We start from the raw sequence: 24,599 nt of genomic DNA on the forward strand, positions 1-24,599 counted from the left end.
TCACCTACCGATTGTTCGGTCGACGGCACAATTTGGCTATGGGTGACCCCAGGCTGTGGACAAACGGTTCTCCACAGCCTGTGATGGACGCAGTACGTCCATGGTAAGGAGGTCGGCGCAGGTGGCATCTGAACAAATGGCCGAAGGGCAGGACGCCGGCGCTGTGCTGCCGCCGCCGCGACCCCTGGACGCCATAGATCAGGACATCCTGCGCATGCTCCAGGCCGACGGCCGCGCCTCGATACGGTCGGTCGCCGAACGGGTCCACGTCTCGCGCGCCAACGCCTACGCCCGTATCAACCGGCTCGTCGAGGACGGTGTCATCCGCGGCTTCGGCGCCCGCGTCGACCACCAGCGGGCCGGTCAGGGGACATCCGCGTACATCACGCTGAAGATCGTGCAGAACTCCTGGCGCACGGTGCGCGAGGAGCTCAGACAACTGCCGGGCGCCTCCCACATCGCCCTGATGGGCGGGGACTTCGATGTGCTGCTGCTGGTGCACGTGTCCGACAACCGGTCACTGCGCGAACTGGTGCTGACCCGCCTCCAGGCGATCCCGCAGGTGCTCAGCACACGCACGCTGCTGGTGTTCGAGGAGGAGGACCTGGAGCCGCAGGGCTAGCGACAGGTCACCCGGCCTTGCGCAGGCCTCCGAACGCCAGCCGTACCACCGCGTCGGCCACCTCGCGCTCGTTCATGCCCCGCCCGTCCGGCCGGTACCACTCCACGATCGAGTTGATCATTCCGAAGACCAGCCGGGTCACCAGCCGGACCTCTATGTCGCCGCGCACGTCCCCGTCCGCGGCCGCCGCCTTGATCAGGTCGGCCACCCGGTGGTCGAAGTCGCGGCGCCGCTCCAGGGCCCACCGCTCGGTGTCCGTGTTGCCGCGCACCCGCAGCAGCAGGGTCACGTAGGGCAGCTCGGCTATGAGCACCTCGACCATGCGCCGCACGACGTACTCCAGGCGCTCGGAGGCGCGACCCTCGCGCGCGTGCTCCTCGTCGAGGATCCCGAAAAGGCCGTCCAGGGCCCGGCTCACGGCGCGGCGCAGCAGTTCCTCCTTGCCGGCGACGTGGTGGTATATCGACGACTTGGAGATGCCCGCCGCCTTGGAGAGGTGCTCCATGGAGGTGCCGTCGTAGCCGCGCTCGTTGAACACCTGGACGGCGACGGACAGCAGGGTGTCCGGGGTGTACGTGTCGCGCTTGGCGGTGGTCATGAGGCTGTGCCCTCCCGCTTGTCGGAGGCGTGGGCGTGGCGGTACAGCGCGAGGGACGGCGTGTAGCGCCCCGAGGGGTCGCGCAGGTGGAGGTCGTCCAGGAGCGCGTAGGCCCAGTAGCGGCCGAGTTTCCGGCTCCACTCGAAGGGACCCAGGGGGTAGTTGACACCGAGGCGCATCGCGGTGTCGATGTCCTCCTCGGTGGCCACGCCCTTGGCGACCGCGTCGTGCGCCAGGTCGATGATCCGCGCGACCGTGCGGGCGACGATCATGCCGGGTACGTCGCCGATGAGGCTGACCCGCTTGCCCAGCGCCTGGAAGAGGCCGATGGCCTCGGCGAGGGTCTGCGGGGAGGTGTCCTGGGAGGCGGACAGGGCGATCCGGGTGGCCTTGCGGTAGTCGAGGGCGAGGTCGAAGTAGACGACGTCCCGGAACTCCACGGAGGTCTGCCCGTCGGCGAGGGCGAGCTGGCCGCCGCTCGGCAGCACCATGCGGGTGCCGTTGTCGTCGTCCTCGTCGCGGACCGGGATGCCCGCCTCGCGGATCAGCGCGAGCAGGTCGGACGCCGGGCCGAGGTCGCCCTCGGCGACGACGTACGCGGGCGGCTGCCGCCGCTCCGCCGTGTCCGGCTCCGGGCGCTCGGCGCCGTCCTCGTGGTCGTACCAGCCCTGGCCGGTCTTGCGGCCCAGCCGGCCGGACTCGACCAGGCGCCGCTGGGCGAGGGACGGCGTGAAGCGCACGTCCTGGAAGAAGGACTGCCACACCGACCGCGTGACGGACTCGTTGACGTCCTGGCCGATCAGGTCGGTCAGCTCGAACGCGCCCATCCTGAAGCCGCCCGACTCGCGCAGCACGGCGTCGATGGTGGCCGGGTCGGCGCCCTGTGCCTCGTACACCGCGAAGGCCTCGGCGTAGAAGGGCCGGGCGATGCGGTTGACGATGAAGCCGGGGGTGTCCGCGCAGGCGACCGGCGTCTTGCCCCAGGCGCGGCCGGTCTCGTACGCGCGCGTGGCGTACGTGACGTCGGTGGCGAACCCGGAGACGACCTCGACCAGCGGCAGCAGCGGCGCCGGGTTGAAGAAGTGCAGGCCGACGAAGCGGCCGGGGGAGCGCAGGGCGCCGCCGATGGCGGTGACGGACAGGGACGAGGTGTTGGTGGCGAGCAGGCAGTCGTCGGCGACGATGCCCTCGAGCTCGCGGAACAGGTCCTGCTTGACGTCCAGCCGCTCCAGGACCGCCTCGACGACCAGGGCGCAGTCCGCGAGCTCGGCGAGGGTCTCGGCGGGCAGCAGCCGGGCGCGGGCGGCGTCCCGGTCGGCGCCGGTGAGCCGCTCCTTCTCGACGAGCCGGTCCAGGCGCGCGCCGATCTCCTCGGCCGCCTCCCGGGCCCGCCCGGGGACGGTGTCGTACAGCCGTACGGGATGGCCCGCGACCAGCGCGACCTGGGCGATGCCCTGGCCCATGGTGCCGGTGCCGACGACGGCCACGGGGCTGCTGAGGTCGAGTGCTGTCATGTGCGCGATCCTCCCGCACGGGGTTTTCCACAGATGCGGCGGACCCCCTTGAACCGACCGATCGTTCGGTTACTCTAGCTCTGTCCGAGTGTTCCTGCCCAGGATTCTGCCCAGGTCATGAACTCGACGAAGAGTTCTTGAGACGAGGAGATGGTCACCCATGACCGCCGCACTCTCGGCGCACGAGCTGATCGCCCGGCACCGGTCCACCCTCGACCAGGCGCTGGAGGCGATCCGCACGCGCGCGTACTGGTCCCCGCACCCCGAGCACCCCAAGGCCTACGGGGAGCACGGCAGCCTGGACGCCGCGGCGGGCAAGGCCGCCTTCGACGCCCTGCTCGGCACACGCCTCGACCTGGGCCAGCCCGGCACCGACGACTGGGTGGGCGGCGAGACGTCCCCGTACGGCGTCGCCCTGGGCGTGACGTACCCGCACGCGGACCTCGACGTACTGCTGCCCGCCATGAAAGCCGGACAGCGGGCCTGGCGGGACGCGGGCGCGGAGCAGCGCGCGGTGGTCTGCCTGGAGATCCTCAAGCGCGTCAGCGACCGGACGCACGAGTTCGCCCACGCGGTCATGCACACCTCAGGCCAGGCCTTCATGATGGCGTTCCAGGCGGGCGGGCCGCACGCGCAGGACCGCGGCCTGGAAGCGGTGGCGTACGCGTACGTGGAGCAGGTGCGCACGCCCGACAACGCCGAGTGGACCAAGCCGCAGGGCAAGCGCGACCCGCTGGCCATGACCAAGCAGTTCACCCCGGTCCCGCGCGGCATCGCCCTGGTGATCGGCTGCAACACCTTCCCGACGTGGAACGGCTACCCGGGCCTGTTCGCCTCCCTCGCCACCGGCAACGCGGTCCTGGTCAAGCCCCACCCGCGCGCGGTGCTGCCACTCGCGCTGACCGTGCAGGTCGCGCGCGAGGTGCTCGCCGAGGCGGGTTACGACCCGAACCTGATGGCGCTGGCCGCCGAGCGGCCCGGCGAGGGCATCGCGAAGACCCTGGCGACGCGTCCGGAGATCCGGATCATCGACTACACGGGTTCGACCGAGTTCGGCGACTGGCTGGAGGCCAACGCCCGTCAGGCACAGGTCTACACGGAGAAGGCCGGCGTCAACACCGTCGTCGTCCACTCCACGGCCGACTACCAGGGCATGCTCTCCAACCTGGCGTTCTCGCTGTCCTTGTACAGCGGCCAGATGTGCACGACCCCGCAGAACCTGCTCGTCCCCCGTGTGGGCATCTCCACGGACCAGGGCCCCAAGTCGTACGACGAGGTGGTCGCCGACCTGGCCAAGGCGGTCGACGGGCTGCTGGGCGACGACGCCCGGGCCAACGCGCTGCTGGGCGCGATCGTCAACCCGGACGTGAAGGCCCGGCTGGAGGCAGCGGCGGGGCTGGGCGAGGTCGCCCTGGCCTCCCGGGAGATCACCAACCCGGACTTCCCGGGCGCGGCCGTCCGTACGCCGGTGATCGTGAAGCTGGACGGGGCCAAGCCGGACGCGGAGGCCGCGTACATGAGCGAGTGCTTCGGGCCGGTGTCCTTCGCCGTCGCCGTCGACTCGGCCTCGGACGCGGTGGAGTTGCTGCGGCGGACCGTGCGCGAGAAGGGCGCGATGACCGTCGGGGCGTACACCACCGACCCGGAGGTCGAGCAGGACGTGCGGGAGGCCTGTCTGGAGGAGGCGGCGCAGTTGTCGCTGAATCTGACGGGTGGGGTGTATGTGAACCAGACGGCCGCGTTCTCCGACTTCCATGGGTCGGGAGGGAATCCAGCGGCGAGTGCGGCGCTGTGCGACGGGGCGTTCGTCGCCAACCGGTTCAGGGTTGTCGAGGTACGGCGGGAAGCCTAGGAGCTCGGGGCGTGCGGTGATTGCGCGGCTGACGGTGCATCGTGGCTTGTCGCGCAGTTCCCCGCGCCCCTATAGGGGCGCCCCGGAGCCCGCGCTCCAGTGGTACAGGGTCATCGCCACGCTGGTCGCCAGGTTGTAGCTGCTGACCTGGGGACGCATCGGCAGGGACAGCAAGTGGTCCGCACGATCACGTAGTTCCGTCGACAGGCCGGTGCGCTCCGAGCCGAACGCGAGGACGGCGTCGTCCGGGAGCTTGATGCCCCGGATGTCGTCGCCCTCCGGGTCGAGGGCGAACAGCGGGCCGGGCGGCAGATCGGGGACCTCCAGCCGTTCCACCGCCGTCGCGAAGTGCAGGCCCGCCCCGCCGCGTACGACCGTCGGATGCCAGGGGTCGACCGTCCCGGTCGTCACCACGCCCGTCGCGCCGAAGCCGGCGGCCAGGCGGATCACCGCCCCCGCGTTGCCCAGGTTGCGCGGATTGTCGAGGACCACGACCGGGGTGGTGCGGGGCGTGCGCGCCAGCCGCGCGAGGTTGGACTCGCGGGAGGGGCGTACGGCGAGCGCGGCCACGGCGGTGGGGTGCGGGCGCGGCACGAACGACGCGTACGTCTCGTGCGGCACCTCCGTGAGCAGCGCGCCCAGCGCGTCCCGTACGTCCGGGGCCAGCTCGTCGGCGAGGGCGAGTGCGGCCGCCCGGTCGGCGGTGACCGCCACCGGCACCTCGGCGCCGAACCGCACCGCGTGCTTGAGGGCGTGGAAGCCGTCGAGCAGGACGGCGCTGCCGGCGAGCCGGTGCCAGACGGTCACGGGGTCGGTCATGCCCCCGAAGCCTACGTGCTTGACATCCTCCCCCTCTTAAACGCAACGGCCAGTGGCATGCCGCGCCCCAGCATCTGGACAACACCGAATCGCCCTGACGGCGATTCGGCTTCCCTGCCCCGCTCCGCGGGAACGGGCATTCACCCCGGCCCTGAAGGACCGAGCACCCTGCCCGCAATCAAGGTGGCCTGGGAACTCTCCGGGGCGTGCTGCTCGGGCACCGGCTCGCGCCCGCCGGGCCGGCGCAGCAGCCGGTCACGCGCGCGTGCCGTCCAGCCGCCCAGGCGGCGCAGGAAGGACGTCGGCAGGAACACCGCGTCCGCCGCGATCATCGCCAGCGAGAAGAACGGCAGTCCCAGGACGACGGCGATCACGGCGTGCTCGGTGATCATGATCGCCAGCAGTGCGTTCTTCACCCGCCGGTTGAACAGCGTGAACGGGAAGGCGACCTGTACGAGGACCGTCCCGTAGGTCACGAGCATCACCATCGTGCCGCTGGAGGACAGCAGGTCGGCGAGGGCGGGCCAGGGCGAGAAGTACTCCAGGTGGAGCGGGTAGTAGACGGCGGTGCCGTCCTGCCAGCGGGAACCCTGGATCTTGTACCAGCCGGCCGTCGCGTAGATCAGGCACGCCTCGGCCATGATCACGATCAGGGCGCCGTTGTGCACGATGTTGGCGACGACGTCGAGCAGGATCCGCGGTTCGCCGGACCTCGCGCGGCGCCCGACCAGCCACCACAGGGCCTGCGCCGCCCACACGGTCCACAGCAGCACGGGTATCAGCAGGTCGTCGCCGTCCATCCGGCCGGCCAGGGTCGCCGCGAGCAGCGCGAACCCGAGCACGCCCCACAGGGCCGGGCCGGTCCGGTCCGTGACCCGCTCGCCGCGCGCACGGGCGTCCCGGGCACGCGAGGCCCGCCGGGCGTCCAGCGACCAGACCTGGGCGCAGCGCGTGAAGACCAGGTAGACCGACATCAGGTGCAGCACGTTGTCGCCGCCGTCGCCCATGAAGACGCTGCGGTTCTGCAGCGACAGCACGCCGACCATGAACAGCACCGACATGGTGCGGGTGCGCCAGCCCAGCAGCAGCAGGGCGCTGGACAGGATCGCGAGCGCGTAGACGAGCTCGAACCAGATCCGGCCGTCCGACCACATCAGAGTGGTGAAGGCCTTGTTGGTCCCGATCAGCTGCTCGGCGAGACCCCAGCTCCAGGGCCCGTCGGGACCGTAGAGCTCATGGCGGTGGGGCAGCTCGCGCAGCAGGAACAGCAGCCAGGTCGCGCTGAAGCCGATGCGGATCACGGCCGTCTGGTACGGGCCGAGGGCGGCCTCGGTGACACGGGCGATGCCGCGCGAGACGGCCAGGGAGAAGCGGTTCACCGCATGCCTCCCCGGGCTTCGTCCCGCGGCACCGGCCACCAGGGCAGCTCGCGGTAGGACGGCGTCGTGGAGACCTTCTCCCGGCTCCACTTCGGCGGGGGCACGTTGGTGGTGCGGGAGCGGACCTGGACGCGCTCGATGACACCGCCGTCCCCGGCCGAGGCGCCCGCCGCGTCGTCGCGGTCGAGGCGCAGCACCACGATCCGGCGCAGATACGACTCGGAGAGTGATCCTCGCAGGCCGACCGGGCGGCTCTCGCTGTCGTGCGTCGCGGTGAAGAAGTCCCAGGCGCGGCGCAGCTCGTTCTGCTGGGTGTGGCTGGGCAGCAGATTGCCGTCGATGGCCCGGCCGTCCTCGGCGGACAGGTCGTACCAGCCGGTGCTCAGCCTCTCGCCGTCCGCGCCGCGGACCTCGGCGCGGGCCTGGATCGAGATGTTCTGCTGGAGCGGGTTCGGGGCGAAGAGCTTCCAGTTCTGCTCGAATTCCGGATAGATCCAGTCGTCCACGGCCCGGCCGTGCTCCTTGGTGACCGTGTTCGCCGGCGCGACATGCAGGAACGTCATCGCGATATGCACACAGACCCCGATCGCGACGACCGCGAGCGCCAGCGCGACCCCGATCTGAGAGGGGAGGGAGAGCGCGGCGATGCCGGAGCGGGGCGGGTCGGGCGGACCCGGCTCGGCGAGCCCGGGCGGGCCGGGCGGGCCGTCCGGCCCGTGCGGGGCGCTCGAGCCCTCGTCGTACGCGTCCATTCCGCCCCGTTCCAGATCCCGGTCCGTCGTGCCGCCCGCGTACCGTCGCGCGGCCTCGGCACGGGCACGGTACTCAGGCCACCCACCCCGGCACAGCCCCTGTCCGCCGGTCCCGGCCGTGGCCGTCGCCACACCGTGGAAGCCGACCGTACGGCGCCCGCGACCGCCCGGGAGCGGCGGTCCCCCTGGTCCACAGGGGACCCCCGCAGGTTATCCACAGGGCGCCCCGGCAGGTCGCCCACAGGAGGGACACCCTACGGCGCCCGCCCGTACACCCATTCCCTTCTTCTAGAACCTGTTCTATCTTGACGCCCCGTCAGCTCAACGGGATCGGCCCGGAAGGACAGGCACCGTGGACTTCACCTTCACCGAGGAGCAGCAGGCGGCGGCCGAGGCGGCGAAGGGCGTGTTCGCCGGGGTCGCCCCCGACGCCGTGCCCAGCCCCGCGCTCACCCCCGGCGCCGTCGCGGAGACCCACGACCACGCTCTGTGGGCCGGGCTCGCCGGCGCGGACCTGCTGAGCCTGCTGCTCGACGAGCGGTACGGCGGGGCCGGCCTGGACGCCATAGCGCTGTGCCTGGTGCTGCGGGAGTCGGCGCGGGTGCTGGCCAGGGTGCCGCTGCTGGAGAGCAGCGCGGCAGCGGCGGCCGTCCAGGCCTTCGGGAGCGACGAGGCGAAGTCCGCCCTGCTCGCCCGGGCGGGCCGGGGCGAGATCGTGCTGACCGTCGCCGCGCACGGCCGCACCGGCCACGACCCGGCCGAGCTCGCCGTGACCGCACGGCGGGACGGCGAGGCCTGGGTGCTGGACGGGGTGCAGACGGCCGTGCCGTGGGCCTACGACGCGGACGTCACGGTCGTGCCCGCCCACACCGCGACCGGCCGGACCGTCCTGGCCCTGGTGCCCCGCGAGCACCCCGGGGCCGTCCTCGCCGAGCAGTTCTCCACCAGCGGTGAGCGGCTCGGCGAGCTGCGGCTGGAGTCGGCCCGGCTCACCGAGCGGGACGTGATCGACGCCGAGGGGGCGTGGGAGTGGCTGCGGGACCTGCTGGCCACCGGCACGTGCGCGCTGGCGCTCGGGCTCGGGGAGCGCGTACTGCGGATGACCGGGGAGTACACGAGCCGGCGGGAGCAGTTCGGGTTCCCGATCGCCACCTTCCAGGCCGTCGCCGTGCAGGCCGCCGACCGTTACATCGACCTGCGCGCGATGGAGGCCACGCTGTGGCAGGCCGCGTGGCGCATCGCCTCGGGGGCACCCGGCGCGCTGCCCGCCGCCGGTGACGTCGCCGTCGCCAAGATCTGGGCGGCGGAGGGAGTACGCCGGGTCGTGCAGACCGCGCAGCATCTGCACGGCGGGTTCGGCGCCGACGTCGACTACCCCCTGCACCGGTACCACGCCTGGGCCAAGCACCTGGAACTGTCGCTCGGCCCGGCCGCGGCCCACGAGGAGGCCCTGGGCGACCTGCTCGCGGCACACCCCCTGGCCTGACCCGGCACCCAGGACTGGCTAGAGAACGAACCCCTGCTGCCCGTCGTCCGTCGTCACGGGACGGCCCGCCGCCTCCCACACCTGCATGCCGCCGTCGACGTTCACGGCGTCGATGCCCTGCTGGGCCAGGTACATCGTGACCTGGGCGGACCGGCCGCCGGAGCGGCAGATCACATGGACGCGGCCGTCCTGCGGGGCGGCCTCGGTCAGCTCGCCGTACCGGGCGACGAACTCGCTGATGGGGATGTGCAGCGCCCCTTCGGCGTGACCGGCCTTCCACTCGTCTTCCTCGCGGACGTCCAGCAGGAAGTCGCCGTCCTTGAGGTCAGCGACCTCGACCGTGGGCACACCAGCTCCAGAACTCATGCCTCCGACGCTACCCGACCCGCCCCACGGGCCGGACGGGACGCGGCTCGGCCCCAGCGGCTCTCAGCCCTCGCGGCTCAGCCCTCACAGCTCGGCCTCGCAGCTCAGCCCTCGCCGAGCAACGTGGCCAGCTCCGTCTCCCGCTCGGTGACCTGGGTGCGCAGCTGCTGCCCGATCTCGTCCAGAAGGCGGTCCGGGTCGTCCGGGGCCAGCTGGAGCATGTGGCCGATGGCGCTCTCCTCCAGCTCCTTGGCGAGCAGGGCGAGCAGTTCCTTGCGCTGGGCGAGCCATTCGAGGCGGTTGTAGAGCTCCTCGGCGCGGCTCGGGCCCCGCTTCAGCTCGGGCCCCTTGGCCCACTCCTCGGCGAGCTCGCGCAGCTCCGCCGCGTCGCCACGGGCGTAGGCGGCGTTGACCCGGGTGATGAACTCCTCGCGCCGCTCGCGCTCCTTCTCCTCCTGAGCCAGGTCCGGGTGCGCCTTGCGGGCCAGGTCCCGGTAGAGCTTGCGGGCCTCCTCGCTGGGGCGGACCCGCTGCGGGGGCCGGACCGCCTGGTCCGTGAGCATCGACACGGCCTCCGGGAACAGGCCGCTGTCGTCCATCCAGCCGTGCAGCAGCTCCTCGACGCCGGGGATGGGCGCCAGCCGCGATCTGGCCTCCTCCGCGCGCCGCCGGTCCTCGGGGTCGCCGCTGCGGGCGGCCCTGGCCTCGAGGATCCGGGCGTCCAGGTCCTCGAGCCGGGCGTACAGCGGACCGAGTTTCTGTTCGTGCAGCCGGGAGAAGTTCTCGACCTCGACGCGGAAGGTCTCCACCGCGATCTCGTACTCGATCAACGCCTGCTCGGCGGCCCGCACGGCCCGCTCGAGCCGCTCCTCGGGCCGGGCCGCGTCACCTTCGGCACGGGCCGCGTCGCCTTCGGGCGTCACCCGTTCCTCATCGGCGCCGCCACCGCCCTGCTCAGCTTCCGGGGTCGTCACCCGACCAGCCTAGGCCACGCCGCGCCCGCCCCTGTGCCCCGGACGGCCACCCGCCCGAGGCATCCCCAGGGTCAGACCCCCATCTCCGCGGCGACCTTCCCCGCCCGCACCCCCGCCACCAGATCCGCGTGATCCGCCTCGGTCCGGTCCGCGTAGGCCACGGCGAATGCGGCCATCGCCTCGTCCAGCTCCTCGCTCTTGCCGCAGTACCCGGCGATGAGGCGAGGATCGGCGCTGTGGGCGTGCGCCCGGGCCAGGAGCGCGCCGGTCATCCGGCCGTAGTCGTCTATCTGGTCGGCGGCAAGCGCGGCCGGATCGACGCTGCCCTTGCGGTTGCGGAACTGGCGGACCTGGAAGGGGAAACCGTCGACCGTCGTCCAGCCCAGCAGGATGTCGCTGACGACCTGCATCCGCTTCTGGCCCAGCACGACCCGCCGGCCCTCGTGCACGGCCTCCGGCGCCTCGAAACCGGCGGTCACCAGATGCGGCACCAGCGCCGAGGCCCGCGCCTCCTTCACCTGGAGCACCAGCGGCTCGCCCCGGTGGTCCAGGAGCAGCACGACGTAGGACCGGGTGCCGACGCTGCCGGTGCCGACGACGCGGAACGCCACGTCGTGCACCGCGTGCCGGGCGAGGAGCGGGAGGCGATCCTCCGGCAGGGTGCCGACGTACTCCTCCAGGGACGCGGCCACCGCGGCGGCCTCCGCGTCCGGGACGCGCCGCAGCACCGGCGGGGCGTCGACGAAGCGGCGCCCTCCGCTCTCCGTGGCCTCCGTCGATTTGGCCGCGAAGCGCCCACTCGTGTTGTGGCGGGCCTTCTCGGAGACCCGCTCCAGCGTGCCGAGCAGGTCGTGGGCGTCCGTGTGGGAGACGAGCTCCTCGTCCGCGATCGCGTTCCACGCGTCCAGCACCGGGAGCTTGGCCAGCAGCCGCATGGTGCGGCGGTAGGCGCCCACCGCGTCGTAGGCCGCCTTGCGGCACCGGTCCTCGTCCGCGCCGGCCTCCCGGCCCGCGAGCACCAGGGAGGCCGCGAGGCGCTTGAGGTCCCACTCCCAGGGGCCGTGCACCGTTTCGTCGAAGTCGTTCAGATCGATGACCAGGCCGCCGCGCGCGTCGGCGTACAGGCCGAAATTGGCCGCGTGGGCGTCGCCGCAGATCTGGGCCCGGATCCGGGTCATGGGGGTGCGCGCCAGGTCGAAGGCCATGAGGCCCGCCGCGCCGCGCAGGAACGCGAACGGGGTGGCGGCCATGCGGCCGACCCGGATCGGGGTGAGCTCGGGGAGCCGGCCGCGGCCCGACTCCTCGACCGCGCTCACCGCGTCGGGCCGGGACGCGTCCAGGTCGAGCAGGGAGTGCGCGCTCCGCGGGATCCGCTTGCGCAGGGCCTTGCCCTCGTCCTTGGGTGAGCCCTCGGCCGGCCATTCGGCGAAGCCGCGCACCCGGGGCAGCCGACGGTCCGTCCCGTCCGCTGCCATGCCCTCGGCCCCCACTCCAGCCCTGGTCATCCCAACCGCCTCCCCCGCACGCGCACGAACATCAACTCGTGCCGACCGTACATCCGGGCGGCCGAAACGCGTCAGACCCTGTGGACAACTCCCCGGCTGGGGACAACTCACGCGGGAGCGGGGAGCACCTGCCCTTCCGCCACCTCCGCCACCTCGGCCAGCACCCGCTCCGCCCGCTCCACCGAGACGTCGAGCCGGGCCAGCACCGCGGGCACGCAGATACTCGGCAGGAAGTGCTCGAACATCACGACGACACGGCGTTCCAGATCCCGCCGCTGGCAGCGCAGCTGGGACAGCAGCTGCACCCCGGAGAAGCTGCCGACCAGCAGCTCGGCCGTCTCCGCCACGTCGACATGCTGCAGCAGTTCGCCCTGCGCCTTGGCCTCCGCCAGCCGCTGAACGTTCTGTTCGAACCACATTCCGAAGGCCTGTGCGCGGTCGAGATCCATGGCGCCCTGGTCGAGGGCGAGCCCCACACTGGCCCGCACCAGCGGCTCGGACCGCAGCCGGCGGGCCAGCACCAGACCGGAGTCCACGAGTTCCTGGAGCTTGCTGGACTGCGGCGGGAGGGGGATCGCGAGCTGCTCCTCGAACACTCCGATCGCGAGCTCCTCCTTGGAGCCGAAATGGAAGTACAGCGCGCCCTTGGTGACGCCCGCCCGGTCCAGGATCTCCCCGATGGTCGCCGAGGTGTAGCCGCGTTCGTCGAAGACGGCCGCCGCCGCCTCCAGGATGGTCCGCCGGGTGCGGATCGCGCGCTCCTGTCGCGCCATCGGGTGCCTCCTGATCTCCGTCGATCCCTGTGAAGTCACTGTGCAGCGGGGGCGCGAGAGCCTGTCCCAGCGGCTTGGCTCACCCTTTGAAAAAAACCGGCTCGTCCGTATCTTAGTCAACCGTCCACATCCGATACCGACCGCAGCCAGGCAGCAGATCCTGGGGGTTCTCATGCCGCAGACAGGACCTTTAAGCGCACCCACGGACGATCAGACCGGACGCGAGGCCCCTCCGGCAAACAGAACCGTCGCGGCCGTCGAGAACGCGCCATACGACGAGCCCGCCCCCCACACCACCGTCACCGCGGACCTCGCCCACCGCACCACCGGCACCGACGTCTTCCCCACCCGGTGGCGCCGAATCTCCGACGCCCGCTTCCGCTTCACCGCGCACTGGCCCGCCGCCCACCCCTTCTTCGGCCCCGTGGACGACCGCCACCAGGACCCGATGATCGTGGGAGAAACGTTGCGGCAGGCCTCGATGGTGCTCGCCCACGCCGAGTACGGCGCCCCGGCCGACACCCACTTCGTCATGTGGGACCTGACGGTCACCGCCGACCCGTCCGCGCTCGCGCTGTCGGACGCCGCCGAACCGGTCGACATCGACGTCGTGTGCTCCGAGGTACGCCGCCGCGGTCGCGGCCTGAGCAGCATGCGGACCACGATGGAGTTCCGCCGCGCGGGACGCTTCGTCGCCCGCGGCACCGGAAGCACCGGCTGTACCTCGCCGCTCGCCTACCGCCGTCTGCGCGAACGGCAGTTGGCGGCCCTGGAGACTCCGGTGCCGCTGCTGCCGGGCATCGCGCCCGAACTCGCCGGCCGCTCTCGCGCCGAGGACGTCGTCCTCGCCCCCGCCGACCGCCCCGGTGTCTGGCTGCTGCGCCTGGACACCCGCCACCCGGTCCTCTTCCCCCGCCCCAACGACCACGTGCCGGGCATGGCCCTGTTCGAGGCGGCCCGCCAGGCAGCGACCGCCGCGACCGGACAGCACCCCTTCCTGCCCCGCGCGATGACGGCCACCTTCGCCCGGTACGCCGAGTTGCACAGCCCCTGCCGGCTGGAGACCGAGGTGCTCGGCACGGACCCGGAGGAGGTGACCGTACGGGTCTCGGGGCGGCAGGACGGCGAGTCCGTCTTCACCGCCACGCTGACCTCCGCACGGCCCGCCCGGGTACGGTCGCTGTCGTGACGGCCAACCTTCTGATCACGGGCGCGAGCGGCTTCGTCGGCACCCAGGTGGCCGCCGCCGCGCACCGGCAACCCGGCGTGCGCGTACGGCGGTTGTCCCGGCGGACACCGCCCGGCCCCGAATTTGTCCACGGCGACCTCGGCGACCCGGCCTCCCTGCGCGGCGCCTGCGCGGACACCGACGTCCTGGTGCACTGCGCCACCCGGATCAGCGGCGACGCCGAGACCGTCGAGGCCGTCAACGACCTGGGCACGCGGGCCCTGGTCGAGGAGGCCGTGCGCTCCGGGGTGGGCCGGATCGTGTACGTGAGCACGGCCGCCGTGTACGGCCGGGGCCCCTTCCGCGGCGTACGCCCCGGGGAGGTGCCGATCGCGCCCGCGTCGGCCACCAGCCGCACCCGGGCCGCCGCCGAACGGCACGTCCTCGACGCGGGCGGCCTGGTGCTGCGGCCGCACCTCGTCTACGGCGAGGGCGACCGCTGGGTCGTCCCCGGACTGGTGTGGCTGCTGGGCGAGTTGTCGGCGACCCTGACCGGCTGCGCGGCACTCCAGTCGATGATCGACGTCGAAACCCTGGGCCGTGCGGTGGTGGCGGCGGCCCTGTCCCCGGCGCACGGCGGCGGTGTGCACCATGTCAACCACCCCGAGCCAATCGGGGTGGCGGACCTGCTCGGCGCCGTGTGCGCGCAGGTGGAGGAGCCCGGCGGCGGTGCGGCGGTGGATGTCGCCACCGCCCTGGAACGGTCCGCCGGGTCACCGCTCGCCCTCCATCACCTCGGCATGCTCACGGTCGACCACTGGTTCGAGGACGACGGCTTCTGGAAGGACCTCGACTGCTCGCCCGGCGAGGGCTTCGCGGCGGCCTTCACGCGCGCGGCACCCTGGTACCGCTCGTTCCTCAGCGACCGGACGGCTTCCTGACCGTCTCCTCCTCTTCGAGACGGGGGCCGTGCAGCAGTACGGGCAGTTCCTCGTGCCCCGTCGAGATGATGGAGCGCAGCCGCTTCGGCGGGCGGGACGGGTCGGCCAGGGCCAGTCGCGGGAAGCGGTCGAACAGGGACGTCAGGGCCGCCGTGGCCTCGGCCATGGCCAGCGGCCGGCCCAGGCAGTGGTGCACGCCGTGGCCGAAGGACACATGGTCGCGGCTGGTGGCACGGGTGAGGTCGAACCGCTCGGCGTCCGGGCCGTGCCGCTCGGGATCGCGTCCGGCGCCGGCGAAGGAGACCACGAGCGGGTCGCCCTTCGGGATCGTCAGACCCGGCTCGATCTCGATGTCCTCGACGGCGTAGCGCAGACCGGACATGGCGCCCGGCGCTTCGAGGCGCAGCGACTCCTCGAGGGCGTCCTCCCAGGTCGCCCGCCCGGAGCGGACCAGTTCGAGCTGGTCGGGGTGGGCGAGCAGGCTGTGCACGGTGTTGTCGATGAGGTTGACGGTCGTCTCGAAACCGGCGGTGAGCAGCAGGATCAGGTTGTCCATCAACTCCTGTTCGCTGAGGCTGCCTTCGTCGCGGGCGGCGATGAGGGCCGTCGTCAGGTCGTCGGCCGGGTGCTCGCGCTTGTCCTGGAGGAACGCGGTGAGCGTGCCGTACAGCTCGACCCCGTTGGCCTGGGCGTCCTCCAGGGAGATCGCCGTGTCGAAGAAGCGGTTGATGATGCGGTAGAGGGCCCCGCGCGGACCGTCCTCGCCGGCCGGTACGCCGAAGAGTTCGCACACCACCTCGTGCGGCACCGACGCCGCGAACGCCGCCCGCAGGTCGACGACTTCGCCATCCGGGATCCGCTCCAGCTCGTCCAGCGCCCGGTCGACGATCTCCTGGACGCGCGGGAGCAGCGCCTCGACGCGCCGCTTGGTGAAGGCGGCGGCCATCGGCTTGCGCAGCCGGCTGTGGTCGGTTCCGTAGGCGGTGACCATGTTGCGCACCGAGACCCAGATCGCGAGCGGCCAGGTGCGGGAGATGTCCCCGTTGATCCAGGCCGGCCAGTGCTGGAAGGCGTCCTTGCTCGTCTCGGGGCCGGCCAGGAGCCGCTTGTTCAGCTCCAGGCCGTTGATCCACCACGCCCGAACGCCGCCGGGGAGTTCCACCTCGACGGCCGGGCCCTGGGCCCGGATCCGGGATATCTCGCCGTAGAGGTCCTGGCCTGACGGGTCGATCATCAGGAAGGGACAGGCCTGCTGTGCCATGACACTTCGCTCCTTGGTCCAGAGGCTGGGGAACCATGGTGCGATCCGGCCACCGGAAAAACTTGCCACCCGGTTTGTTTTGGCCACTGCTTCACAGAGTGTTGGCCAAGGGCCGACACGTCTCCGCGTGGTCGGCGTCCACATGACCGGGACGGGTCCCCGCCGGGTCCAGGGTGCCGGCCAGGTGCGGCGCGGCCACGCTCGGCAGGAGCAGCTGCCACAGGTCGGTCAGCGAGGGGCGGGCGAGCCAGCCGTGGTCCTCGCGGGCCAGCACCTCGATGCCGGTCGTGGCGGCGAGGACGACGGCGCCGGTGCGGTGCGGGGGCACACCGGCGGCGAGTTCGCCCTGCCGCTCGGCCTCGGCGAGCAGGTCGTCCACGCACTCCCGCCACTCCCGGCGCAGATCACGCACCCGCCCGGCGGCCGCCTCGGCGTTCAGCCGTAACCCCGCCCGCACCACGCTGTCGGCACGCAGCAGCCGGGCGACCTGGTGTGTGATGTCCACGAGACGTTGCAGGGCGCACCCGTCGCCGTCGCGGCCCCGGGCAGCGGCACGGCGCAGGGCACGGGCGGCCGCGTGCTCGACGGCCTCGGCCACAGCGGCCTTGTTCGCGAAGTGGAAGTGCAGCGCGCCTGAGCTGACCCCGGCCCCCGCGCTGATCTCCGCCAGGCTGGCCTGGACGTATCCCCGTGCCTCGAACTGCCCGGCCGCCGACCGGATCAGCGCGAGACGGGTCCGGACGGCCCGGTCCTGTTTGGTCACCGGTGGCTCCCCTGGAGGGCTCTGATGGCGGCGCAATGAAACCAACTCGCTGGTTTTTATACAACGCGCGTACGGCACACCGGGCTTGGGGCCGCCGCTGGGGGCCGCCCTAGGCCCGCAGATACTGCGCTGCTGTCGGTCCGGCCCGCCCCCACCCTCCCGTGGCAGGCCCTCGGCACGACAGCGGCCGCCTACGCGCTCCTGGCCGTCGTCTCCGCGACACTCCCCGCGGCCATCGCCCTGCGCCGCCGCCCGGTGGAACTGGCAGGCGTACGGGAATGACGTCCCGAAGGCCGGTGGATCTCATCATGAGACCAATAGAGAAGAGACCAATAAAGTGGACCCATGCGACGGACCTCGTTCGGCACCTGGCCCTGCTCGATCGCCCGCACCGCCGACATCCTGGGCGACGCCTGGACCCTGCTGGTGCTGCGCGAGGTCTTCTACGGCGAGTCCCGCTTCGACGGCTTCATCGGCTCGCTCGGCATCGCCCGCAACACCCTCACCGACCGGCTGCGCCGCCTGGAGGCCGAGGGCCTCCTGCGGCGGCGCGCCTACCAGACCGACCCGGTCCGCCACGAGTACCTGCTGACGGACAAGGGCCGCGACTTCTTCGGCGTACTCGCCGCGATCAACGCCTGGGGCGACCGCTGGCTGGCCGGCGACGAGGGCGCCCCGGTCGTCCTGCGCCACACGTCCTGCGACCACGACACGCAGGCCCGGGTCGTCTGCTCCTCCTGCGGCGAGCCCCTGCACCACCAGGACCTGACCGCCCGCACCGGCCCCGGCTACCCGCCCCGCCTCCTGGACGACCCCGCCGTCCGGGAACGTTTCGCCCCCGGACGGGCCCCTGGGGGACGGACGGGCCTAGGACTTCGCCCTGACCGACCGGGTGTCGCAGGCCGTGATCACGGCGAGGGCCCGGCCGCCGTGAGATAGCTCACGCGCGAGGCCGTCGTGGGGCCTGACCAGGCTGTGTGATGCCTCACAGGGATCACAGAAACGAGAAACGGGCCCCTGCCGTGACTTCCGTCACCGGCAGAGACCCGTTTCATCGGTTCTCTCTGTGCGCGAGGGGGGAGTTGAACCCCCACGCCCTTGCGGGCACTGGAACCTGAATCCAGCGCGTCTGCCTATTCCGCCACCCGCGCATTTGGGTGTGTCCTGGGCTCCTGCCCCTTGCGGGCTGGCGCCTTCCGACACCCAGAACATTAGCACGCAGGAGGGGGTGGGTTCACATCCCTTGTCCCCGCAGGCAGACCCGCCCCCGAACCTTCGATGCCCTGGCCACGTATCAACGCGTACTGCTTCACGTATCAACCTCGTACCGGTACCCCTTGTCTCCCCAGGAGGCGGTCCGGGTCCACAGCCGGGTGCGGGACACTGGTCCACGGCCGCCTCTACGATCCTTGGCAGGGGTACGCGAAGCGGTGACGCGCAGCAGTACCACCGGAGGAGTTCGAAGAAGAGCTCCACAGGGAACTTCGTCATCCGTCGACACCCGTCGGCCGCGCTGACAGGGGGAACCAGCCGATCGACCGGCGCGTGGATACGATCAGTAAGCAGTACCAGCAGTACACGGCAAGCGGCCCGCAGGGCAGTGCACAGGACGGCAGCCAAGGAGGAGGTGCCCCATGGGAGTCCTGAAGAAGTTCGAGCAACGTCTCGAAGGTCTGGTCAACGGCACCTTTGCCAAGGTGTTCAAGTCCGAGGTCCAGCCCGTGGAGATCGCGGGAGCGCTCCAGCGCGAGTGCGACAACAACGCCACCATCTGGAACCGCGACCGGACGGTCGTGCCCAACGACTTCATCGTGGAGCTGAGCACGCCGGACTTCGAGCGGCTCAGCCCCTACTCCGGCCAGCTCGGCGACGAGCTCGCCGGCATGGTGCGCGACTACGCCAAGCAGCAGCGCTACACCTTCATGGGCCCGATCAAGGTCCATCTGGAGAAGGCGGACGACCTCGACACCGGCCTGTACCGGGTGCGCAGCCGTACGCTCGCCTCCTCCAGCAGCCAGCAGGACGGCCCGGGAGGCGGCGCCGCCGCGCCCGCCGCCCCGCAGGGCGGACGCGCCGGCGGTGGCTACGGCTACCCGCCGGCCACCGGATCGCCCGCGGGCGCCCCGCCCATGCCGTCCGCGCCGCCCCCCGGCGGCCGCCCCGGCGGGTACGGCTACCCGCAGCCCGCAGGCGGCCAGCGGCCTCCGGCCGCCCCGGCCGCCGGCGGACGTACCCGCCACTGGATCGAGATCAACGGCACCCGCCATCAGATCTCCCGCGCGACGCTCGTGATGGGCCGCAGCACCGACGCCGACGTGCGGATCGACGACCCCGGCGTCTCCCGCCGGCACTGCGAGATCCGGACCGGAACGCCCTCGACGATCCAGGATCTCGGATCCACCAACGGCATCGTGGTGGACGGGCAGCACACCACCCGCGCTACGCTCCGCGACGGCTCGCGGATCGTCGTGGGCAGCACCACCATCATTTACCGGCAAGCCGAAGGGTGAAGCGGGGGCAATGTCAGAGCTGACCCTCACGGTCATGCGGCTGGGTTTCCTGGCCGTACTGTGGCTGTTCGTGATCGTGGCCGTGCAGGTCATCCGCAGCGACCTGTTCGGGACGCGTGTCACGCAGCGCGGATCGCGCCGCGAGGCCGGCCGGCAGCAGCAGGCCGCCCGCCAGGCGCCACCGCAGCAGCGCCAGCAGTCCGCCGGCGGCCGACGCGGCCGTAACGCCCCCACCAAGCTGGTCGTGACCGAGGGCACCCTCACCGGCACGACGGTCGCGCTCCAGGGCCAGACCATCTCCCTGGGCCGGGCGCACGACTCGACGATCGTGCTGGACGACGACTACGCGTCCAGCCGCCATGCCAGGATCTACCCGGACCGCGACGGCCAGTGGATCGTCGAGGACCTCGGCTCCACCAACGGCACGTACCTGGACCGGAACCGGCTGACGACTCCCACACCGATTGCGCTGGGCGCGCCGATCCGCATCGGCAAGACCGTCATCGAGCTGCGGAAGTAGTGCTACACCAATGAATGAGCGCGAGCGGAGCGAGCACGCAGTGGCGGGCCTCCCGGGCCCCCGCGCGCTCCCGACCGGAGGGTGGGCAGTGTGGCTCGACACGACCGGCTGTACCCGGAGCCGACAGGCGAGGTGCGCATGAGTCTGTCACTGCGCTTCGCCGCCGGATCGCACAAGGGGATGATCCGGGAGGGCAACGAGGACTCCGGGTACGCCGGCCCGCGCCTGCTCGCCATCGCCGACGGCATGGGCGGCGCCGCGGCCGGTGAGGTCGCCTCCTCCGAGGCCATCTCCACCATCGTCGCGCTCGACGACGACGTCCCCGGCTCCGACGTCCTCACCTCGCTCGGCACGGCCGTACAGCGCGCCAACGACCAGCTGCGCTCCATGGTCGAGGAGGACCCCCAGCTGGAGGGCATGGGGACCACCCTGACCGCCCTGCTCTGGACGGGGCAGCGGCTCGGCCTGGTACATGTCGGCGACTCCCGCGCCTACCTCCTCCGGGACGGCGTGCTGACGCAGATCACGCAGGACCACACCTGGGTGCAGCGCCTGGTCGACGAGGGCCGCATCACCGAGGAAGAGGCGACGACCCACCCGCAGCGGTCGCTGCTGATGCGGGCGCTCGGCTCCGGCGACCACGTCGAACCGGACCTGTCCATCCGCGAGGTCCGCGCCGGCGACCGCTACCTGATCTGCTCCGACGGCCTGTCCGGCGTGGTGTCCCACCAGACTCTGGAGGACACCCTTGCCAGCTACCAGGGCCCGCAGGAGACCGTCCAGAACCTGATCGAGCTGGCGCTGCGCGGCGGCGGCCCGGACAACATCACGGTGATCGTCGCCGACGTCCTCGACCTGGACACCGGCGACACCCTCGCGGGGCAGCTCTCCGACACCCCGGTCGTGGTCGGCGCGGTCGCCGAGAACCAGCACCAGCTGCAGGACAACGCCTTCATGCAGACCCCCGCCGGCCGCGCCTCCGGCCTCGGCCGCCAGGGGCACGGGCACGGCGGCGGAGGCGAGTTCGGACCGCCCGGCTCCGGCGACACCACCGGCTACATCCCGGCGAACGGCCTGGACTACGGCGACGACGACTTCGTCAAGCCGCGGCGCAAGGGCCGCTGGCTGAAGAGATCCTTCTACGGCGCCCTCGCGCTGGCCGTCATCGGCGGCGGCCTGTACGGCGGCTGGCGCTGGACGCAGACGCAGTACTACGTCGGCACCCAGGACGAGCACGTCGCGCTGTACCGGGGCATCAGCCAGGATCTGGCCTGGGTGTCGCTGTCGGAGGTCGAGAAGGACCACCCCGAGATCGAACTCAAGTACCTGCCGCCCTACCAGCAGAAACTGGTCGAGGCGACCATCGCCGAGGGCGGCCTGAAGAACGCCCAGTCGAAGATCCAGGAACTGTCGGTGCAGGCCTCCGCGTGCAAGAAGGAAGCGCAGCGGCGCGACGCCGAGAGCCGGAACAACTCCAAGACCGGCGAAGGCGAGGCCGGGGGCACCACGGGAACCACTCCCGCCTCCTTCACGTCCAAGGCCACACCGACGCCGAACCCGTCGAATCCGTCGGGCTCGCCGTCGGCGCCTGAGAAGTCCACGCCCCCGTCCACGACCGCACCTACTCCCAGCCCCGGCCCCAGCCTCTCGGAGGAAGAGCAGAAGGTCGTCTCGCTGTGCGGTAAGCAGTAGGCAAGCCGTGAGAGGCCCTGTCACACGATGAGCAGTACGAATACGTCGAACTCGCCGACGCACCACACGTCCACGATCGGCGCGATCGGTGCGCCCAGCCGGCGCAACACCGAGCTCGCGCTGCTGGCGTTCGCCGTCGTCATCCCGGTCTTCGCCTACCTCAACGTCGGGCTGGCCATCAACGACGAGGTACCCGCCGGCCTGCTGAGCTACGGCCTGGGCCTCGGCCTGCTGGCCGGCGTGGGCCATCTCGTCGTACGGAAGTTCGCGCCGTACGCGGACCCGCTGATGCTGCCGCTGGCCACGCTGCTGAACGGCATCGGGCTTGTCGTCATCTGGCGGCTCGACCAGTCGAAGAAGCTGCAGGCGTCCGACGCGTTCGTCGAGGCGGCTCCCCGCCAGCTGCTGTACTCCGCGATGGGCGTCGCCCTGCTGGTGGCCGTGCTGATCTTCCTCAAGGACCACCGCGTCCTGCAGCGCTACACCTACATCTCCATGGCCGGAGCGCTGTTCCTGCTGGTCCTGCCGCTCGTGCCCGGCCTCGGCGCGGACGTCTACGGCGCAAAGATCTGGATCAAGATCCCCGGCCTCGGCACGCTCCAGCCCGGCGAGTTCGCGAAGATCGCCCTCGCGGTCTTCTTCGCCGGCTACCTCATGGTCAAGCGGGACGCCCTGGCACTGGCCAGCCGCCGCTTCATGGGCCTGTACCTGCCGCGTGGCCGCGACCTGGGTCCGATCCTGGTCGTCTGGGTGATGTCGATCCTCATCCTGGTCTTCGAGACCGACCTCGGCACATCCCTGCTGTTCTTCGGGATGTTCATCATCATGCTGTACGTCGCCACCGAGCGGACCAGCTGGATCGTCTTCGGTCTACTGATGTCCGCGGTCGGCGCCGTCGGTGTGGCGAGCTTCGAACCGCACATCCAGACCCGTGTGCAGGCCTGGCTCGACCCGATGCACGAGTTCGAGCTCAGCCGGGCCGGCGTCCAGGACGGCATCGTCCACTCCGAGCAGGCCATGCAGGCCCTGTGGGCCTTCGGCTCGGGCGGCACTCTCGGCACCGGACTCGGGCAGGGCAACTCCGATCTCATCGGCTTCGCCGCCAACTCCGACTTCATCCTCGCCACCTTCGGCGAGGAGCTGGGCCTCGCCGGCGTCATGGCGATCCTGCTGCTCTACGGCCTGATCATCGAGAGGGGCGTACGCACCTCGCTCGCGGCCCGCGACCCGTTCGGCAAGCTGTTGGCCATCGGCCTGTCCGGTGCCTTCGGCCTCCAGGTCTTCGTCGTGGCCGGCGGTGTGATGGGCCTCATCCCGCTGACCGGTATGACGCTGCCGTTCGTGGCCTACGGCGGATCCTCCGTGATCGCCAACTGGGCCCTGATCGGCATCCTTCTGCGCATCAGCGACACCGCACGCCGCCCAGCCCCCGCCCCGGCAAGCAACCCCGACGCCGAGATGACCCAGGTGGTCCGCCCGTCATGAACAAGCCCCTGCGCCGGATCGCGATCTTCTGCGGCCTGCTCGTACTGGCCCTGCTGATCCGCGACAACTGGATCCAGTACGTCCAGGCCGACGAGCTGCGGACCAACAAGAACAACCGCCGCGTAACCATCGAGCGCTATGCCTCCCCCCGCGGCAACATCATCGTCGACGGGAAGCCGATCACCGGCTCCAAGGAGACATCGGGCAGCGACTTCAAGTTCAAGCGCACCTACAAGGACGGCGCGATGTGGGCGCCGGTCACCGGCTACGCCTCGCAGGCCTTCGGTGCCACCCAGCTGGAGAACATCGAGGACGGCATCCTCACCGGCAACGACGACCGGCTGTTCTTCCGCAACACCCTCGACATGCTCACCGGCAAGAAGCAGGAGGGCGGCAACGTCGTCACGACGTTGAGCGGCGCCGCGCAGAAGGCCGCGTACGACGGTCTGAAGAAGCAGGGCGGCAAGGGAGCGGTGGTGGCTCTGGAGCCGTCCACCGGCAAGATCCTCGCGCTGTCCTCCTACCCGTCGTACGACCCGTCGTCGTTCGCCGGCAACTCCACGACCACGGACACCAAGGCCTGGCAGAAGCTGGAGAAGAAGAACAACCCCGACGACCCGACGCTCAACCGGGCGCTGCGCGAGACCTACCCGCCGGGTTCCACCTTCAAGGTGCTCACCGCGGCCGCAGCGCTGGAGGACGGGCTGTACTCGGAGGCGGACCAGAAGACCACGACGCCGCTGCCGTGGACCATGCCGGGCACCACGACTCCGCTGAAGAACGAGGGGAACATCCCCTGCAAGAACGCGACCCTGCGGGTGGCGCTCCAGTACTCCTGCAACACCGTCTTCGGCAAGATCGGCTCCGACCTCGGCAACGAGAAGATGCTGGCGATGGCCAAGAAGTTCGGCTTCACCGAGGAGCAGTTCACCCCGGTCCGCGCCAACGCCTCGGTCTTCTCCGACGGCATGAACCCGTCGGAGACCGCGCTGTCGTCGATCGGCCAGTTCAACACCGCCTCGACCCCGCTCCAGATGGCCATGGTCGCCTCGGCCGTCGCCAACGACGGGAAGCTGATGAAGCCGTACATGGTCGACGAACTCCAGTCGCCCGGCCTCGACCCGATCGAGAAGACCGAGCCCGAAGAGCTGAGCCAGCCGATGTCGCCGGAGAACGCCCAGATCCTCCAGTCGATGATGGAGACGGTCGTCGACGAGGGCACTGGCTCGAACGCCAAGATCCAGGGCGTCAAGGTGGGCGGCAAGACCGGTACCGCCCAGCACGGCGTCGACAACAGCGAGAACCCCTACGCGTGGTTCATCTCGTACGCCAAGGACAACGACGGCGGCGCGCCGGTGGCGGTCGCCGTGGTGATCGAGGACGACAAGGCCGTCCGTGACGACATCTCCGGTGGCGGCCTCGCGGCGCCGATCGCGAGGAACGTGATGGAGGCGGTCATCAACAGCAGGAAGTGACCCCGCTCACGTCTGTTTCACATCGGTGCACGTTGCGATACCGGTCCTGTATCGGCTGACGGGCTTGGCCAGGTCACACAAAGCGAGCCGGGTACGGTAGGCCCGGACGGCAGCCTCCGACCGTACAAGCGTGCCGGTCGGGAC

The 24,599-nt window shown here is 71.3% G+C and carries 22 protein-coding genes and 1 tRNA gene; 11 read left to right on the plus strand and 12 right to left on the minus strand.

All coding sequences use genetic code 11. The features are described from left to right. Window positions 1-136: 136 nt before the first annotated feature. A complete protein-coding gene (locus OG542_RS20085; protein WP_328418011.1) occupies window positions 137-622 on the plus strand; it encodes an Lrp/AsnC family transcriptional regulator in 486 nt (161 codons plus the stop codon). 7 nt (window positions 623-629) lie between these two features. Here OG542_RS20085 and OG542_RS20090 read toward each other — a convergent pair whose 3' ends face one another. Continuing rightward, the gene (locus OG542_RS20090) at window positions 630-1,220 is read right to left on the minus strand and encodes a TetR/AcrR family transcriptional regulator (RefSeq protein ID WP_328412737.1); all 591 of its coding nucleotides are present in this window, start codon (window positions 1,218-1,220) and stop codon (window positions 630-632) included. Beyond that, window positions 1,217-2,734 carry a 3-hydroxyacyl-CoA dehydrogenase gene (locus OG542_RS20095; protein WP_328412739.1) on the minus strand — a complete coding sequence of 506 codons (1,518 nt, stop codon included), beginning with the start codon at window positions 2,732-2,734 and terminating at the stop codon, window positions 1,217-1,219. Before OG542_RS20095 ends, OG542_RS20090 begins: the two co-directional genes overlap by 4 nt. 160 nt (window positions 2,735-2,894) lie before the next feature. Here OG542_RS20095 and paaN point away from each other — a divergent pair, with 160 nt between their 5' ends. Beyond that, window positions 2,895-4,586, plus strand: a complete 1,692-nt coding sequence (gene paaN, locus OG542_RS20100) for a phenylacetic acid degradation protein PaaN (protein WP_328412741.1) — start codon at window positions 2,895-2,897, stop codon at window positions 4,584-4,586. 69 nt (window positions 4,587-4,655) lie between these two features. Here the strand turns inward: paaN and OG542_RS20105 are convergent, their stop codons facing one another. From OG542_RS20105 to OG542_RS20115, 3 genes are all read right to left on the minus strand, one after another. Then, window positions 4,656-5,405, minus strand: coding sequence for a TrmH family RNA methyltransferase (locus tag OG542_RS20105; protein WP_328412743.1), 750 nt, complete (start codon window positions 5,403-5,405; stop codon window positions 4,656-4,658). A gap of 140 nt (window positions 5,406-5,545) precedes the next feature. Continuing rightward, complete coding sequence (locus OG542_RS20110) at window positions 5,546-6,784, minus strand: HTTM domain-containing protein (protein WP_328412745.1); 1,239 nt, start codon at window positions 6,782-6,784, stop codon at window positions 5,546-5,548. Beyond that, window positions 6,781-7,536 carry a DUF5819 family protein gene (locus OG542_RS20115; protein ID WP_328418013.1) on the minus strand — a complete coding sequence of 252 codons (756 nt, stop codon included), beginning with the start codon at window positions 7,534-7,536 and terminating at the stop codon, window positions 6,781-6,783. The genes OG542_RS20110 and OG542_RS20115 overlap by 4 nt, the downstream gene beginning before the upstream one ends. A 352-nt stretch (window positions 7,537-7,888) precedes the next feature. Here OG542_RS20115 and OG542_RS20120 point away from each other — a divergent pair, with 352 nt between their 5' ends. Next, entirely contained in the window at window positions 7,889-9,022 is a 1,134-nt protein-coding gene (locus OG542_RS20120; RefSeq protein WP_328412746.1) for an acyl-CoA dehydrogenase family protein, read from the plus strand. A gap of 18 nt (window positions 9,023-9,040) precedes the next feature. Here the strand turns inward: OG542_RS20120 and OG542_RS20125 are convergent, their stop codons facing one another. From OG542_RS20125 to OG542_RS20140, 4 genes are all read right to left on the minus strand, one after another. Beyond that, a complete protein-coding gene (locus tag OG542_RS20125; protein ID WP_328418015.1) occupies window positions 9,041-9,370 on the minus strand; it encodes a rhodanese-like domain-containing protein in 330 nt (109 codons plus the stop codon). Window positions 9,371-9,492: 122 nt separating this feature from the next. Continuing rightward, complete coding sequence (locus OG542_RS20130; protein WP_408057773.1) at window positions 9,493-10,362, minus strand: hypothetical protein; 870 nt, start codon at window positions 10,360-10,362, stop codon at window positions 9,493-9,495. Between the two features lie 71 nt (window positions 10,363-10,433). Next, window positions 10,434-11,867, minus strand: coding sequence for a DUF2252 domain-containing protein (locus OG542_RS20135; protein WP_328412747.1), 1,434 nt, complete (start codon window positions 11,865-11,867; stop codon window positions 10,434-10,436). A gap of 107 nt (window positions 11,868-11,974) precedes the next feature. After that, window positions 11,975-12,640, minus strand: coding sequence for a ScbR family autoregulator-binding transcription factor (locus OG542_RS20140; RefSeq protein ID WP_193479211.1), 666 nt, complete (start codon window positions 12,638-12,640; stop codon window positions 11,975-11,977). 172 nt (window positions 12,641-12,812) lie between these two features. Here OG542_RS20140 and OG542_RS20145 point away from each other — a divergent pair, with 172 nt between their 5' ends. Together OG542_RS20145 and OG542_RS20150 are read left to right on the plus strand one after the other, a co-directional pair. Beyond that, entirely contained in the window at window positions 12,813-13,829 is a 1,017-nt protein-coding gene (locus tag OG542_RS20145) for a ScbA/BarX family gamma-butyrolactone biosynthesis protein (RefSeq protein ID WP_311126663.1), read from the plus strand. Further along, the gene (locus tag OG542_RS20150; RefSeq protein WP_328412750.1) at window positions 13,826-14,749 is read left to right on the plus strand and encodes an NAD-dependent epimerase/dehydratase family protein; all 924 of its coding nucleotides are present in this window, start codon (window positions 13,826-13,828) and stop codon (window positions 14,747-14,749) included. The genes OG542_RS20145 and OG542_RS20150 overlap by 4 nt, the downstream gene beginning before the upstream one ends. Here OG542_RS20150 and OG542_RS20155 read toward each other — a convergent pair. Together OG542_RS20155 and OG542_RS20160 are read right to left on the minus strand one after the other, a co-directional pair. Beyond that, a complete protein-coding gene (locus tag OG542_RS20155; protein WP_311126661.1) occupies window positions 14,727-16,010 on the minus strand; it encodes a cytochrome P450 family protein in 1,284 nt (427 codons plus the stop codon). The genes OG542_RS20150 and OG542_RS20155 overlap by 23 nt on opposite strands. A 91-nt stretch (window positions 16,011-16,101) precedes the next feature. Next, a complete protein-coding gene (locus OG542_RS20160; protein ID WP_311126660.1) occupies window positions 16,102-16,773 on the minus strand; it encodes a ScbR family autoregulator-binding transcription factor in 672 nt (223 codons plus the stop codon). A 345-nt stretch (window positions 16,774-17,118) separates the two neighbouring features. Here OG542_RS20160 and OG542_RS20165 point away from each other — a divergent pair, with 345 nt between their 5' ends. Beyond that, a complete protein-coding gene (locus OG542_RS20165; RefSeq protein WP_328412753.1) occupies window positions 17,119-17,712 on the plus strand; it encodes a winged helix-turn-helix transcriptional regulator in 594 nt (197 codons plus the stop codon). 128 nt (window positions 17,713-17,840) lie between these two features. Here OG542_RS20165 and OG542_RS20170 read toward each other — a convergent pair. Further along, window positions 17,841-17,924 (minus strand) — tRNA-Leu (locus OG542_RS20170). 483 nt (window positions 17,925-18,407) lie between these two features. On the opposite strand from OG542_RS20170, the gene OG542_RS20175 reads away from it, so the two are divergent. The 5 genes from OG542_RS20175 to OG542_RS20195 all read left to right on the plus strand — a co-directional run bounded on the left by OG542_RS20175 (window position 18,408) and on the right by OG542_RS20195 (window position 24,455). Then, entirely contained in the window at window positions 18,408-19,283 is an 876-nt protein-coding gene (locus OG542_RS20175; RefSeq protein WP_311126658.1) for a DUF3662 and FHA domain-containing protein, read from the plus strand. A gap of 10 nt (window positions 19,284-19,293) precedes the next feature. Further along, on the plus strand, window positions 19,294-19,803 hold the full coding sequence (locus tag OG542_RS20180; RefSeq protein ID WP_189727151.1) for an FHA domain-containing protein FhaB/FipA: 510 nt from the start codon (window positions 19,294-19,296) through the stop codon (window positions 19,801-19,803). 138 nt (window positions 19,804-19,941) lie between these two features. Next, a complete protein-coding gene (locus OG542_RS20185) occupies window positions 19,942-21,495 on the plus strand; it encodes a Stp1/IreP family PP2C-type Ser/Thr phosphatase (RefSeq protein ID WP_311126657.1) in 1,554 nt (517 codons plus the stop codon). A gap of 27 nt (window positions 21,496-21,522) precedes the next feature. Continuing rightward, a complete protein-coding gene (locus tag OG542_RS20190; RefSeq protein ID WP_311126656.1) occupies window positions 21,523-22,980 on the plus strand; it encodes an FtsW/RodA/SpoVE family cell cycle protein in 1,458 nt (485 codons plus the stop codon). Then, window positions 22,977-24,455 carry a peptidoglycan D,D-transpeptidase FtsI family protein gene (locus OG542_RS20195; protein WP_328412757.1) on the plus strand — a complete coding sequence of 493 codons (1,479 nt, stop codon included), beginning with the start codon at window positions 22,977-22,979 and terminating at the stop codon, window positions 24,453-24,455. The genes OG542_RS20190 and OG542_RS20195 overlap by 4 nt, the downstream gene beginning before the upstream one ends. Window positions 24,456-24,599: the final 144 nt, after the last annotated feature.

The organism is Streptomyces violaceus, assembly GCF_036014075.1.
GTDB lineage: Bacteria > Actinomycetota > Actinomycetes > Streptomycetales > Streptomycetaceae > Streptomyces > Streptomyces violaceus.

Coding starts and splice junctions, on each gene's coding strand:
- OG542_RS20085 (WP_328418011.1), top strand. CDS start 137: ATGGCCGAAGGGCAGGACGCCGGCGCTGTGCTGCCGCCGCCGCGACCC.
- OG542_RS20090 (WP_328412737.1), bottom strand. CDS start 1,220: ATGACCACCGCCAAGCGCGACACGTACACCCCGGACACCCTGCTGTCC.
- OG542_RS20095 (WP_328412739.1), bottom strand. CDS start 2,734: ATGACAGCACTCGACCTCAGCAGCCCCGTGGCCGTCGTCGGCACCGGC.
- paaN (WP_328412741.1), top strand. CDS start 2,895: ATGACCGCCGCACTCTCGGCGCACGAGCTGATCGCCCGGCACCGGTCC.
- OG542_RS20105 (WP_328412743.1), bottom strand. CDS start 5,405: ATGACCGACCCCGTGACCGTCTGGCACCGGCTCGCCGGCAGCGCCGTC.
- OG542_RS20115 (WP_328418013.1), bottom strand. CDS start 7,536: ATGGACGCGTACGACGAGGGCTCGAGCGCCCCGCACGGGCCGGACGGC.
- OG542_RS20135 (WP_328412747.1), bottom strand. CDS start 11,867: ATGACCAGGGCTGGAGTGGGGGCCGAGGGCATGGCAGCGGACGGGACG.
- OG542_RS20140 (WP_193479211.1), bottom strand. CDS start 12,640: ATGGCGCGACAGGAGCGCGCGATCCGCACCCGGCGGACCATCCTGGAG.
- OG542_RS20145 (WP_311126663.1), top strand. CDS start 12,813: ATGCCGCAGACAGGACCTTTAAGCGCACCCACGGACGATCAGACCGGA.
- OG542_RS20155 (WP_311126661.1), bottom strand. CDS start 16,010: ATGGCACAGCAGGCCTGTCCCTTCCTGATGATCGACCCGTCAGGCCAG.
- OG542_RS20165 (WP_328412753.1), top strand. CDS start 17,119: ATGCGACGGACCTCGTTCGGCACCTGGCCCTGCTCGATCGCCCGCACC.
- OG542_RS20175 (WP_311126658.1), top strand. CDS start 18,408: ATGGGAGTCCTGAAGAAGTTCGAGCAACGTCTCGAAGGTCTGGTCAAC.
- OG542_RS20180 (WP_189727151.1), top strand. CDS start 19,294: ATGTCAGAGCTGACCCTCACGGTCATGCGGCTGGGTTTCCTGGCCGTA.
- OG542_RS20185 (WP_311126657.1), top strand. CDS start 19,942: ATGAGTCTGTCACTGCGCTTCGCCGCCGGATCGCACAAGGGGATGATC.
- OG542_RS20190 (WP_311126656.1), top strand. CDS start 21,523: ATGAGCAGTACGAATACGTCGAACTCGCCGACGCACCACACGTCCACG.
- OG542_RS20195 (WP_328412757.1), top strand. CDS start 22,977: ATGAACAAGCCCCTGCGCCGGATCGCGATCTTCTGCGGCCTGCTCGTA.